This window comes from Paraclostridium sp. (genome assembly GCF_051657365.1).
Taxonomy (GTDB): Bacteria; Bacillota; Clostridia; order Peptostreptococcales; family Peptostreptococcaceae; genus Paraclostridium.
In genome coordinates, this window is the sequence record NZ_JBOFKN010000205.1 from 1 (window position 1) to 13,662 (window position 13,662).

Below are 13,662 nucleotides of genomic sequence, written 5' to 3' on the forward strand. Positions count from 1 at the left end.
TCACAAAAACATTGTGGTAAAACTCTAACTTTAAATTTTATACTTATAGTATTTTGAGGATTAATCTTGTTTATATAAAATCCTTTTTCAGGGCTCAGACATCTTTTTCTTATATTATTTATATGAAGTGAATTTTCTATAAAAAAAGTTCCTTTAGGAATATTGTCTTTAAAAAATATATTACTAACAATATAATTACTTATATTATATATGACAATATTATAAGTTAGTATATCGAATGCATATGTGCATGGTTTATCTACAAATTTTTCTATATTTAATATATTCCTTACAATATCGGTTGAAACTACATTACTAAAATTTGTCTGACTTATTAAAGGACTTGTGCAAGTCAATCTATATTGAAAATCCACCCTACATTCATTAATTACCCTCACTTTATCACCTTTTTCTTTTTAACAATTCTATATTAAAATTATTAATATTCATCTAGATACTGAATTATCATAGTTACACTTACCAATATTTGATTTAGAGTAATTTTGGTTATAGTAATATCCTCTATTAAATATCTTAAATTCAATGTTTTTATATTGCACACATCTGATGGAATTACTATAAATGTACTAAATGGCATATTAAAATTATTTATATCCTTTTTAGTAAAACTCTTATTTTTTTTAGTCTTAGATGAATATTCTAATATTAAACTCATATTTATATTACCTACTATTATTAAATTTTTACCACTTAAATATTGACCTTCCAATGAAGTACCTTTAATAGTTTCAGTTATTTTAGTATCTATTATTTTAGTTGAACATAATTCTATTTTAGGATTTGTATTTTCTATATTTAAAATAGATGAATTCTTATTACTTAAATGTATATTTTGATATATATTGAATTGCTTAAAATATTCTAAAGGCCCTAATTCCTCAAAGCAAGATAATTTACAATCCATCTTTTCTAAAATAACTTTCATAGTAATATCCTCCCTTCATATTATTCTTTAAGTTGTTACAAAAGTAATGCAATCTTAATCATAACTCTTTATAAATATATTAATTAATATGTAGTTTTTTAATTTTAAATAACTATAAAGCTATAAATATAAAAATATAGAGTTTGCTTTAAGCAAACTCTATATTTTTATATCAATTTATTTAAATCACATTATTTTGAATAGGTATATTAACCCAATCACACCAAGCACTATTAGCCCAATAGCTGCATATCTTTCTATTTTTGTAAATTCAGGTTTATTTGGCTCTGTTTCTTTTCTAGCTTTTTTAAATACCGGAATACCTATTGCATAAATTACAAGAGATATTAATAAGTATTCAAGTCCAGCTGCATAAAGCAACCATATACCATATATAGTTCCTAATATAGCCGTAACAACTGCATATGTACGACTTGCAAATATTTTAGGATAAGTAGCATCTTTTGAAGCTATTTTATATAGATATAAAGTTGAAGCTATATAACAAGGTAGAGCCATAACACTTGTTATACTTAACATCATGTTCCAAGCATTTCCCGTAAAATGAACACATATTAGTATTATTTGCATTACTATAGTAGATGCAAGTAATGAAAATGATGGAGATTCATTTTTATTTTCTTTTGTAAACACTTTAGGGAATGTTCCACCTTTAGCTGCTGCAAATGGAAGTTCTGAAAGCATAACAGTCCATATAAGCCATGAACTTAAAATAGCTATAATAACACCAACATTCATTATTATGCTACCCCATTTACCCATTACAGACATTAAAACTGCTGCTGTTGATGGCGGAGCCATTGTTGATACAGTTCCTTGAGGAACTACCCCAAGTGGTAATAATGATAATGCTGTATATAGTAAAAGACAAGTTAAAAATCCTAAGAATGTTGCTTTTCCAACATCCTTTTGAGATTTAGCTCTTCCTGATACAACTACTGCACCTTCTATACCAGTAAATACCCATAAGGTTACTAGCATGGTGCTCTTAACCTGAGGCATCAATCCGCCTAATGCACTATCATGCACTGATGCTACTGTTTTTAATCCCCAGAAATCTGTAAAGAAAAGCGAAGCTTTAAATGATACAGCTAACACTAATATAAATATCGCTAATGGAACTAACTTCCCGATTGTCCCTATGATATTTAAAAATGAAGCTTGCTTAACTCCAGATAAAACAGCAAAATATATAATCCAAAGTACTATTGATCCACATGCAATTGATAACCAGTTGTTCCCACCAGTAAAGTATGATGGGAAGAAATAATTAAGTGAATCCATTAATAATACTGCATATCCTACATTGGCAAAAGAGTTACAAATCCAATAACCCCATGCCATTAAAAATCCTGTAAATTTACCAAAACCAAGTTCGCCGTATGCATATATACCAGTTGTTACATCTGGTTTAGCTGCTGAAAGTATTCTAAATGTATTCGCAATAAACCACATCCCTATACCTGTTATAATCCATGCAATTAGAATTGCCCCAGCAGATGCATGTTGAGCCATATTTTGTGGAAGATTATAAACTCCACCACCTAGCATAGCACTTATAACTACGCCCGCTAAAGCAACTACACCAAGCTTTTTAGTGCTATTATTGTCCGTTTTGCTACTGCTTTTATCGCTCATAATAGCCCTCCTAAATTTCATTTAATTTTATGAAACAAATTAGCTTTAAGTGCATTCTGCCATTTAAACTCTTAACAAAATGTACTTAGAAATATTATTTTTGAGTACATTCTGTTAATGGTTTAAATTCCATTTCGTCTAACCAATTATTAAGTGTTAATTTATTTAAACTTGAAAATCCACATTCAGGAACTGCATCTCTTGCAAGAGTTACATAAGGAGCACAAGTTAATGCATTTCCTATTTCTCCTGGTTTCATTATTGTATAAGCAAATCCAACGTAAGTTCTATCGAAGACTACATGTGAATCTCTACCACATTCTTTAACTGACCAAGCCACTGCTTTTCTATGCTCTTCTAAGAATTTTTTTAAATCTTCTTCATTATCATTTTTTGTCCAAAGTCCCGCATCCTCTATAAATAAATCCGCACAATGATCTCTATCGTTTGATAATGATATTGCTATAAATGACCAAACTCCGTAAGATTCTCCATCTTTTAAAGGTCTATCTTCTTTTGGTCTATAAGATGTAACACTTTTATTGGCACATATTACATGAGCCCCTGGAGCTGTTGTAAAACGTCTATTTTTTTCTGTACCAAATAATTCAATCCCTGCTTCTAATAAAGGTTTTGCATCATATACATGAAGTGGTGTTCCATCATATTGTTCAACATCAAATAATGGTTTTTCTTTTTCATCCGCTATTAATTCATGGGCTGCTAAATCATATCCCCATACTTGTCCTGCTATCCCACAGAAAGATGATGCTGTAAGCATATTTATTTGTCCAACATATGCATCGTTTATCTCCGCTCTATCGTATGAAACTATCCCGTCTAATAAAAAGTCATCTGTTTTTTTTACTGTACCAACTGAAACTGTAAGCACTGAAACATATCCATTTCCGTATGCACCTGGCATTCCATAACCATCACAATAACGATTGTATGGACTTATTGCTGTTTTATCAACTTTTGCCGCTCTCACTTTTCTTGACTTATTCGGCCCTATACCAATTGTTCTATTCCTTTGTTCTTCAAGATTTTTATTCACCTTAAACACCTCCTAAATTTTTTGTACATCAATTGCTTGTACATATAAATCTATACCCTCGCATATTACGCACAATCAGAAAACGTTTATTTCATTATATTTTGAAATATATAAACTTTACATTAATTCGCATGTTAATTAAAACCTTGCAAATATAATACGTCATATACCTTACTATAAGTTTTCCCTATAATTATCATATATTTTTACTATTTAACTTATTTATCTTAAAGTACTATAATGAAAACTATAAAAATTTAAATTAATTATTGAGAAAGAAGGTATTTTTTTATGAATATAAAATTAATATGCATAGATATGGATGGTACTCTTTTAATGGATCAACAAAATATTTCTAGAGAAAATAAAGATGCTATAAAGGAAGCTATTGCTAAAGGCATTCATATTGCTATTACTACAGGTAGAGTTTATGACTGTGCTAAATTATACTCTGATGAGATAGGTTTAAAAACTCCTATAATAGCTTCTAATGGAGCCTTTATCGGTGGAAGTGATGGTGAAGTGATTTATAGTAATCCACTAAATCGTAACGAAGTTGATGATTTTTTAAATATAACTTCTAAATATAATTTATATGCTTATTTAACTGCTAATTTTGGTATAGTTTCAACTAACAAACTCCCAGAGAATCATATTTATAAAGTTTTAAATAAAAGGCTTAAAGATGATGAGAAAATAAAGTTAAAAGTAATTGATAATATAGCAGATGCTTGTCATTTATATCCCAATGAATTATTAAAAGGAGTTTGTGTAGAAAAAGAAGATACAGAAAAATTAATGAGAGCAAAATGCGAACTTAAAAAATTAAATCCAGAACTTGAAATAGTCTCTTCTTGGGATGATAATTTTGAAATAATGAAAAAAGGTAGCTCTAAAGGAGAAGCTGTAGCTCGACTTGCTAAGTATTATAACTTAAAAAGAGATGAAATTATGTGTATTGGAGATAGTGAAAACGACTTATCAATGATTGAGTATGCAGGTGTTGGTGTAGCTATGGGAAATGCAATAGACAAAGTAAAAAAAGCTGCTCAATATGTGACTTCACCTAATACAGAATCAGGAGTTGCAAAAGCTATAAGAAAGTTTGCTTTAAAATCTTAATATCACGATATCGTGAATTAAAGGTTATAAATAAAGCAAGTACAGTAATTTTTTAATTTATATTTACTATGCTTACTTTATTTATACTTCAATCTATTTTAATAACCTATATTTTTTAAATATTGTCTTAATATATCATTTGAATTTTTAAACTTAGTTTTTTCTTCTTTTGTCATATCAATTTCAAAAACTTTTTCAGCTCCATCTTTACCTATTATAGTTGGTACACCTGTATAAACATCATTTTCACCATATTCACCTTCAAGTAAAGAAGACACTGGTAAAATTCTCTTTTCATCACTAAATATAGACTTAATAATTCCCACAACTGCAGCTGCTATACCGTAATAAGTGGTACCTTTTCTATTGTATACTTCCCAACCAGCTCTAGCTGTTTTTTCTACTAACTCATCTAAGTTGATTTCTGATTTTAGGTTTTTATCTTCTTCTATTATCTTGAATAGTGATTTACCTGCAACACTTACATTTGACCAAGGAACCATTTGTGAATCTCCATGTTCCCCCATTGAGTAAGCATGTATAGATTTTGGGTCAATCCCATTTAAGTGTTGTGATAAAAAATTCTTTAATCTTGCTGAATCTATCGTAGTTCCTGTACCTATTATTTGATTCTTTGGTAATCCTGATAATTTCCATATATGATATGAAATTATATCAACTGGATTTGACGCTATTATAAATATTCCATTAAATCCAGATTTCATAACTTCTTTTACAACTGAGTTACATATAGCTGCACTAACGTCTAGTGTATCTAATCTAGTTTGTCCTGGTTTTGGAGCTGCTCCAGCAGTAAATATTATAATATCCACATCACCACATTCATCATATGTTCCTTGTCTTACTTTAGTTCTCTGAGACATATACTCAACACCATGAGTTAAATCCCAAGCTTCCCCTTTCGCTTTTTCTTCATTTATATCAATCATTAAAAGTTCATCGCATACACATTGATTCACTATTGCAAATCCACAACTAGAACCTACCAGTCCAGTCCCTATTATTGCAATTTTTCTTGATTTTAAAGACATAATAATTACCTCCTACAACTAATTCAATTCATTATTTATAATAAATTATATCATTTATATTTTATAAAAAATATAATTTCATTTTATTTTTGTAGAATATTGTATTATTTTGTAGATTTACTTAATGAAAAACATCCTATATATAAGGATGTTTTTTATTAAGCAATTATATTAAAATCAAAAATATCTATTACATTTCAAACAATACTTCAATTTACTTTTTTGAATATTTTTTATTATTTATATCCTTGTTTTATAACTTATTTCCTTTTATATCATAATTACCTGGAATAGGTCTATAAATATCAGCTTTTTCTTTAGAGTCATATGGTTCACAACTTATTCCTAAAATTTTATCTCCCTCAACTATCATATATATAACTGTTGATTCTATATTATCTCCCTTTTCAGAGTCTAATGGATGATTTTTTACTATCACTGTATATTTACTTAACATGCTCAAACCTTCATAGTCATCTTTTATATTGTAAGCCCTACCTTCTTCATCTGATATATAGTAAGATGATGCTTCATTTGTGCTTATAAGTTTTAAGTTATTTTCTTTTAAAACTTCTTTTACTACTTTAGGTGTTAAAACTACCTCTACCGCCTTATGTTCAAATAATACATATCCACATAACAACACCCCTATTAATAATCCTATTAATGGATTGTGTTTCTTTATTTTTTTATAATTATTTAGTTTATCTTCTTTTGCATACTCATAAAAATTAGCATATGATAGTTGCATATATGGACCTACCCAAATATAAGCTATTCCAAATGTAATTCCAACTAAAATTACCCACCCTATAAAACTTAACGTTAATACTATGTATTCGCCTATATGATTTTTTATAATAATTATAGATTTTTTTATTGCTTCTATAGGTGCTATATCTTCTTTATCTGCAATTACATATTCTACTTGCGACAATATAATTGAGAAAAAGAAACCTGATATTGTTATTATACTAGATACTATAACCATAGCTGAAAAACTATCTTTTGATAAAACAATAGGAATTGCTACTAGTGGAGCTGTTAGTATAAAAATTATAAGCAATTGTAATAAAGATGTTGAGTATGATTGATAGAGTCTATCAAATCCTTTCAATAAATCATTTAACTTAATATCTCTGCCTTTTGTACAATCTAATGTTAGTATCATAAAACCTAGTGTTAAAGGCGTTCCGATAATAATTGTTAAAATACTTATTATCATATCGATTTTATATGATGTTATAAAAAGTTCGCTTACAAATTGCGGTACGGCTGAAATTAGTGTAACTATTAAAGTAGCTAACATTAATATTTTTTTATTTGCTTCTAACTGTTTTCTTGAATCTTCTTTTATCTGCCTTCTTATTTCACTCTTATTCATTTTATTTTCCCCTTTTAAAATTTCCGACTTCCTTTAATATAATTGTATATCTATTTTTTCTACTTTTAGTTACATTAAATTTACAAAATCTGTGAAAATGTTAAAATAAGTTCTTCATAAAAACATTCTATATTTTTATATCTATCTCTATTTTTTTCATAATCCTGTAATTTATCTATAAGATTGGGTATATATTTATACCCTAAATCATAGTCATGCTTTAAATGTTTATCTGCATAATAATCTCCTCTATACCTTCTCGTCATCATTATAGAAAAAGCTCTTATAATGTGTTCATTTACACATTCCTCCCAATCTGCATATCCTGAGAAAGGAGTTTTATATGTTTTTAAATATTCATATGCAGATTTATATTGGTTTATTAGTTTTTTATTTTTTTCAGTTATGGGATTTATTATAGGATGGCTAAGTTCATGAAAAATAGTATTACAAGATAATGCACCTCTATTCAATTCATTTTCATCCTCATTTTTACTTATACAATCTAATGTAAAAACAGTATAAATATCAATTTTATTATTTTTATTTTTAAAACCAATACCAAAATTACCTTTACTCAAATTACTAACAATAAAATTATAATTAATATTTGTACTTCCATAAAACTTTTCTGTTGCTTCAATAAATGGATATTTATTTAAATGATTATTTATTTTTAATATACTTGGAACATAATAAGAATTTATTTTAGGAATAAAGTTTTGAAAATCTGTTTCTTTTTCAAATCGTTTTAATAATTTAATTAATTTATCAATATTTTTTTGACCTCCACTCATTTCTACTGAAGTATTTGATATTTCATACTTAGATTTAAAATCATTTAACATATCTATAGATAATGCCAGTTCTATAGGCCTTCCTAAAAAAAATCCGTTTTGAGTCATTTCCTCTATTTGATTATATATTTTATGATTTTTAAATTTTCCAAAATAATTTTTTATTTCATTAGTATACATATTATTAGTTTCTATGATTGGTGAAAATCCGATTATATTTTTACATATATCACCGTGTTTACTTGTGTATAATATAATGTTTATCAGTTCTACTTCTAAGCTAACTTTTATTTTTTTCATATCTATCCCTCCCTAAAATATAAAATTCCATTTTATTTTATCAATACCTTTTATGTTAATCTCAATTTATATGGTCATAATTTATTTTTAATTTTTTCTTTCATTTTAATATATATCAATTTGTCTAAAAGTTGACTTAATAAAACTATTTCTTCTTCAAGCCCATATCTGCAATATAGTTCACCTAATATATATTGTAATTCTTTTATTATTCCATCTATATTTTCCATTTATCTCTCCCTCAATAATTTACTATTTAATTAAAATAAAACCGACTAAGTTTCTACTTAGTCGGTTCTCTCATTGTCTTAATACTATGCTTATTTTTTATTTAAATCTTTATTTTTATATAACATATAGTCAGCTTGTCTTATAATACTATCAATATCCTGATTTTCATCAAATATGGCATAACCTTGAGATATACTTATTTTAAATTTTTTATACCTTTCATTCTCACAAGCATTATTAACATCGTATATATATTTTTTGCATTTATCTTCATTTGCATCAAATAATAATGTTATAAATTCATCTCCACCCCATCTAAATACTAAATCATTACTGCCACAACACCTAGCTAATATGTCAGCAATTTTTTTTATAAATTTATCTCCATCTATATGCCCCAAAGTATCATTAACTTTTTTTAACCCATTTATATCCCCTATTACTAATCCTAATTTAAATTTTTCACACTTTTTTATTTCAGTTATTTTTTCATCGAAATAGGTTCTATTATATAGTCCTGTAAGTATATCTCTATAACTCAAATATCTTAATTTATCTTCTATCTTTTTTTGTTGTGATATATCTCTCACAGACCCTATAAGTCCATGTAAGTTTCCATACTTATCTATAATAGGGGTCTTTATAGTCTGGTATATAGCAAATTCATCACTATTTGGTATGGGAACCTTCTCTTCTATATAAAGAGCTTTTTTATTGTTCATTACTACTTTATCATTTTCTCTACATGTATTTATAAACTGCTTGTTCATATCAAACTCTAAGTCAGTTTTGCCTATAAGATCATAAACGCCTCTATCATTATAAAATTTTTCACATTCTTTGTTTACTATAGTGTAATTTAAATTTATATCCTTACAAAATATAATTTCTGGAATACTATCTATAAGTAAATTAAACATACATGATGCATTTTTACATTTTTCAATATCTAATGTAGGAATCAACACGCCTATATAAATATTATCTTTAGATATTTTCATTCCTAATTTATTGTAACTTTTTTCTTGTAAAGTAATTGGTCCTTTATATCCTATACTTTCATCTTCTATTAATTGTTGTATCATTCCTAATTCAATATTTAAATTAAAACTTTTATTTAAATATATTTTTTTATTTTTATACTTTGTCCATATTGGAGTGTCAATCTTGTCTAATTCATAAATCCAGCTATCCATAATCATCTCCCTAATAGTTACATATCATTTCTATGTTTTCCTTATTATCTATGTAGTCAATAAATTCATCTTGAAAAATTTGATTTAATACATTTATATACTTTATTTTATTAATAGGTATTAGTATAAACTTATCTTCTAACTTAGAATATAAATGAATTCCATTTTCCTTTAAAATATATTTTATTGGTTTTATCTTGTAAATTTTAGATTCTAAATGTACTTCTATAATTTTCTTATTTTTTATACAATATGTAATTTCACTATATAACTCATTTTTCAAATCAATTTTTTCATTTGAAATATCTATTATAAGATATTCTTCAAATTCCTTAATTTGTGATTTTACTTTCTCTCCACTTACTAATAACATTTTTTTTATTAGATTTTCAAAAACTGAATTTTGTACAATATGTTCACCTATATGTAGCGATAACATTAAAAATTTAAACTCACAATTATTAATTACTCCTTTTTTTAGCATATATGTTTTTTCTATTTCAATACCACCATTTATTCCTCTATGAATGACAATTGGAATCCCTAATACTGTCAATTTGTCTAAATCTCTTTGAATAGTTTTTATAGATACATTAAAATGCTGTGCAATTTCTCTTGTAGATAACCGCTCACTTTTTAATAACAAAAAAAATAATTCTATTAACCTCATGCAACTAAACTCCTCCTTATTTTATGTAAAATATTAATTTAGTAATTATTTTTTATTAGATATAATTTTACATCTTACTTTTCGCTTCAATTATAATTTATTGTTGAAGTATTACTTTTAAGGTTAATTTTATTTTTTTGTATATAATATAGCATGCTCTGTCTAAATTCGTTTTATAATCACTTTCCATTATAAAAATCACATTGATTAATAACACCTTAACATTTATGTATATTAATTGTATCTGCCTCTCCAACATTCTTAAGCCTATTATCCCTAATTTTTTAATTTATATCAGTACACAAAAACTCTATTATAATATTTAATAATACTCTTAATCTAAGACACCTAGCGTCTTATTTTGTCGTAAAAAGTAAAATTTTACCATTTTGATATTATATCAGATATATAATCTTATTTTTTACCAATATAAAAAGTGTAGATATATATTATCTACACTTTTTATAAATATGTTTTAATTAAGCCTCTATCTCAAATTTAACTTTAGATTTTTGCGAAGATTTTTTATATGTTCTAAATTCTCTAATTACAATTACCCAGGTTATAATTATTGCAATAAAATCCGATATTGGCTGTGCGTACCAAACACCGTCTAAACCAATGAATTTTGATAAAATTATAATCATAGGTATTAATATTATAACTTGTCTAAGCAATCCTAATACTATTGCTTTTTTAGCTTTACCTATAGATTGAATATAATTTGATCCTAATATAGATATAGGTACTAGTGGCATCATTAATGAATATTTTTTAAGACCATTTATCGTTACTGCAACTAGTTCCTTATCTCTATTAAATGCTGTAACTAGCGTTTCTGGCCATAAATTTATAACTCCCCATCCTAAAGTTAAAATAGCTATTCCATATATCAATGATATATTAAATGTTTTATTTACTCTATCATATTGTTTTTTTCCATAATTAAATCCTATAATGGGCTGAGATCCCTGACTAATACCAAAAACAGGCATAAAGAACACCAACATAATAGAAGTTATAGTTGACATAGCTCCTATAGCTAAATCTCCACCATATAATTTCAATGCATTATTGCTAATGATCTGAACTAAACTTGCTGCTATTTGCATTGAAAATGCAGACATACCTATTGCAAATATAATTTTAACTATATTTATATCTAGTTTTAAATATTTTTTATTTAACTCTAAATTCGATTTACCTCTTACATAATACATTACTCCCCATACTGCTGTAACAGTCTGAGCAATTACAGTAGCAATAGCCGCACCTTCAATTCCCATGTTAAACTTAAATATGAAAATATAATCTAAAACTATATTCAAAATACAACCAACAGACATTATAATAGCCGCTAATCTTGGGTTTCCATCTCCTCTTATTGTGCTATTTAGTGTAAATGCAAGTATATTAAATACCGATCCTAAAAGTATTATATTTATAAATGGTTTTGCATAAGGCAATGACTTATCACTAGCTCCAAATAAAATCAATATTGTATCTCCAAATGCTATACCTATAATCATTAAAATTAATCCAATTATCACAGACAAAGTTATTGAATTTCCAAGTACATTTTCTGCTTCGTCTCTTTTTCCTTCGCCCAACTTTATGGATATATTCGTAATAGCTCCTATTCCAACTAGCATCCCAAATGCTATTAAAATAGTTGTTATTGGCATAGTAACACCAATGCCAGCTGTAGCTAGCTGTCCTACATCAGGTATATTTCCTATAAACATTCTATCTACAACATTATAAAGTGCATTTACTAGCATTCCTATTATTGCAGGAATAGAATATCTTATTAGTAATTTTCCTATAGACTCATGTGCTAATAATTCTTGTGTCTTATCCATATTAATCTCCTTTTTAAATTTCATATTAATTTTACGTAATACAATTTAAAATAGCTGACTCCTATAATCTAGGAGTCAGCTAATATAAATATATTTGCTTTGTATCTTATTCAATAAAATCAAATAACGTTACCCTATTTATTTCATATTAAGTTATAACATTTGTTTTAAAATTATTAAATCTATTATGATACACAAATATCATTTTTCTTTTCATTAAGCCCTAATTTTTCTAACCCTAATATTGCTTTCTTTAAAAATTCTATATTTTCTACTAAAGCTATTCTTACATATCCAGATCCACCGTATCCAAATCCACTCCCTGGTAATACTAATACATCCGTCTCATCTAAAACATAACTTACGAATTCTGTATCCTTCATGTAATTATACTTTTCGGGTATCTTTGCCCATATAAAGAAAGATCCTTCTGGTTTGCTTACATTCCATCCAATTCGATTAAGTTCCGATACAAAATATTCTATTCTTTCTTCATATATCTTGGCTTGATATGAAGAGTAAACTTCCATATTATCAATCATATCTATGGCTGCTTTCTGAAAAGGTATAAATGTACCAAAATCAACATTATATTTTAAAGCTTTTGCATTTCTTAATACTTCTTCATTTCCTAATGCAAAACCTATACGCCAGCCAGCCACATTACATGATTTACTTAAACTGTATAGTTCTACAGATACTTTATTTCCATCAGGTAAGGATAGTATACTAGTAACATCATTACAGCCAAAGCAAAGTTCTCCATACGCCAAGTCATGTATTATCTTAAAATTATATTTCTTAGCTAGATTTATTACTTTTTGTAAAAATTCTTTTGGTAATATTTTCGTCGTCGGATTTCCAGGAGAGCATAAAACCATTACATTTGCATCTATTAAATCTTGTTCTTTTATAGAATCTAAATCTGGAACAAAGCTTTCTCTATCACATGGAAAATATACAGACTCTCCACCTATTAAATGTACAATGTTCATATATACACTATATGACGGAGAAGGAATCAAAACTTTATCGCCTTCATCAATCATAGATGAAAGCAAATAATATATTCCTTCTTTTGTTCCATTTAATATTTCTACTTCTTTATTTTGATTCAAATCAACATTAAATCGTCTTTTATAGTAATTTGATATAGATTTCTTAACTTCTTTTTCTGTATCTTTATCTGTAAATCCATATCCATGAGAGTTTTCATCTAAAATATATTTATTTAATTTATTTAATATAGATCCATCAGGAGGATCTATAGGATTACCTATTGATAAGTTAATTACATTATCTTTTTTCAATAGTTCTTTATCAATAAAACTAAAAGCATCTTCTGGAATTGTATTTATATATTTCTTACTCATATTCCCTATCCCC

At 26.8% G+C, this 13,662-nt stretch carries 12 protein-coding genes and 1 pseudogene; 1 reads left to right on the forward strand and 12 read right to left on the reverse strand.

What is annotated here, in order from left to right; genetic code table 11:
- The 4 genes and pseudogenes from ACRCYC_RS15620 to hdcA all read right to left on the reverse strand — a co-directional run.
- Nucleotides 1-374, reverse strand: a pseudogene (locus ACRCYC_RS15620) (hypothetical protein); the annotation flags it as partial.
- A gap of 65 nt (nucleotides 375-439) precedes the next feature.
- Complete coding sequence (locus tag ACRCYC_RS15625) at nucleotides 440-946, reverse strand: hypothetical protein (protein ID WP_438620027.1); 507 nt, start codon at nucleotides 944-946, stop codon at nucleotides 440-442.
- Nucleotides 947-1,132: 186 nt separating this feature from the next.
- Nucleotides 1,133-2,605, reverse strand: a complete 1,473-nt coding sequence (locus ACRCYC_RS15630; protein ID WP_438620028.1) for a basic amino acid/polyamine antiporter — start codon at nucleotides 2,603-2,605, stop codon at nucleotides 1,133-1,135.
- 94 nt (nucleotides 2,606-2,699) lie between these two features.
- Nucleotides 2,700-3,662 carry a histidine decarboxylase, pyruvoyl type gene (gene hdcA / locus ACRCYC_RS15635; protein ID WP_438620029.1) on the reverse strand — a complete coding sequence of 321 codons (963 nt, stop codon included), beginning with the start codon at nucleotides 3,660-3,662 and terminating at the stop codon, nucleotides 2,700-2,702.
- 291 nt (nucleotides 3,663-3,953) lie between these two features.
- On the opposite strand from hdcA, the gene ACRCYC_RS15640 reads away from it, so the two are divergent.
- Entirely contained in the window at nucleotides 3,954-4,784 is an 831-nt protein-coding gene (locus ACRCYC_RS15640; protein WP_438620030.1) for a Cof-type HAD-IIB family hydrolase, read from the forward strand.
- A gap of 98 nt (nucleotides 4,785-4,882) precedes the next feature.
- Here ACRCYC_RS15640 and ACRCYC_RS15645 read toward each other — a convergent pair whose 3' ends face one another.
- The 8 genes from ACRCYC_RS15645 to ACRCYC_RS15680 form a co-directional block, all read right to left on the reverse strand.
- Complete coding sequence (locus ACRCYC_RS15645) at nucleotides 4,883-5,836, reverse strand: L-lactate dehydrogenase (protein WP_438620031.1); 954 nt, start codon at nucleotides 5,834-5,836, stop codon at nucleotides 4,883-4,885.
- A gap of 253 nt (nucleotides 5,837-6,089) precedes the next feature.
- Complete coding sequence (locus ACRCYC_RS15650; protein WP_438620032.1) at nucleotides 6,090-7,220, reverse strand: DUF975 family protein; 1,131 nt, start codon at nucleotides 7,218-7,220, stop codon at nucleotides 6,090-6,092.
- 80 nt (nucleotides 7,221-7,300) lie between these two features.
- Nucleotides 7,301-8,317, reverse strand: a complete 1,017-nt coding sequence (locus ACRCYC_RS15655; RefSeq protein ID WP_438620033.1) for a DUF4932 domain-containing protein — start codon at nucleotides 8,315-8,317, stop codon at nucleotides 7,301-7,303.
- Between the two features lie 74 nt (nucleotides 8,318-8,391).
- On the reverse strand, nucleotides 8,392-8,547 hold the full coding sequence (locus tag ACRCYC_RS15660) for a hypothetical protein (protein ID WP_438620034.1): 156 nt from the start codon (nucleotides 8,545-8,547) through the stop codon (nucleotides 8,392-8,394).
- 90 nt (nucleotides 8,548-8,637) lie between these two features.
- On the reverse strand, nucleotides 8,638-9,744 hold the full coding sequence (locus ACRCYC_RS15665) for a diguanylate cyclase domain-containing protein (RefSeq protein WP_438620035.1): 1,107 nt from the start codon (nucleotides 9,742-9,744) through the stop codon (nucleotides 8,638-8,640).
- A gap of 10 nt (nucleotides 9,745-9,754) precedes the next feature.
- A complete protein-coding gene (locus tag ACRCYC_RS15670) occupies nucleotides 9,755-10,414 on the reverse strand; it encodes a helix-turn-helix transcriptional regulator (protein ID WP_438620036.1) in 660 nt (219 codons plus the stop codon).
- A gap of 479 nt (nucleotides 10,415-10,893) precedes the next feature.
- Nucleotides 10,894-12,276: an MATE family efflux transporter gene (locus ACRCYC_RS15675; protein ID WP_438620037.1), complete on the reverse strand. Its 1,383-nt coding sequence runs from the start codon at nucleotides 12,274-12,276 to the stop codon at nucleotides 10,894-10,896.
- Nucleotides 12,277-12,461: 185 nt separating this feature from the next.
- The gene (locus tag ACRCYC_RS15680) at nucleotides 12,462-13,649 is read right to left on the reverse strand and encodes a pyridoxal phosphate-dependent aminotransferase (protein WP_438620038.1); all 1,188 of its coding nucleotides are present in this window, start codon (nucleotides 13,647-13,649) and stop codon (nucleotides 12,462-12,464) included.
- Nucleotides 13,650-13,662 lie beyond the last annotated feature (13 nt).

Coding starts and splice junctions, on each gene's coding strand:
- ACRCYC_RS15640 (WP_438620030.1), top strand. CDS start 3,954: ATGAATATAAAATTAATATGCATAGATATGGATGGTACTCTTTTAATG.
- ACRCYC_RS15630 (WP_438620028.1), bottom strand. CDS start 2,605: ATGAGCGATAAAAGCAGTAGCAAAACGGACAATAATAGCACTAAAAAG.
- ACRCYC_RS15650 (WP_438620032.1), bottom strand. CDS start 7,220: ATGAATAAGAGTGAAATAAGAAGGCAGATAAAAGAAGATTCAAGAAAA.
- ACRCYC_RS15655 (WP_438620033.1), bottom strand. CDS start 8,317: ATGAAAAAAATAAAAGTTAGCTTAGAAGTAGAACTGATAAACATTATA.
- ACRCYC_RS15660 (WP_438620034.1), bottom strand. CDS start 8,547: ATGGAAAATATAGATGGAATAATAAAAGAATTACAATATATATTAGGT.
- ACRCYC_RS15675 (WP_438620037.1), bottom strand. CDS start 12,276: ATGGATAAGACACAAGAATTATTAGCACATGAGTCTATAGGAAAATTA.
- ACRCYC_RS15665 (WP_438620035.1), bottom strand. CDS start 9,744: ATGGATAGCTGGATTTATGAATTAGACAAGATTGACACTCCAATATGG.
- ACRCYC_RS15625 (WP_438620027.1), bottom strand. CDS start 946: ATGAAAGTTATTTTAGAAAAGATGGATTGTAAATTATCTTGCTTTGAG.
- ACRCYC_RS15680 (WP_438620038.1), bottom strand. CDS start 13,649: ATGAGTAAGAAATATATAAATACAATTCCAGAAGATGCTTTTAGTTTT.
- ACRCYC_RS15670 (WP_438620036.1), bottom strand. CDS start 10,414: ATGAGGTTAATAGAATTATTTTTTTTGTTATTAAAAAGTGAGCGGTTA.
- ACRCYC_RS15645 (WP_438620031.1), bottom strand. CDS start 5,836: ATGTCTTTAAAATCAAGAAAAATTGCAATAATAGGGACTGGACTGGTA.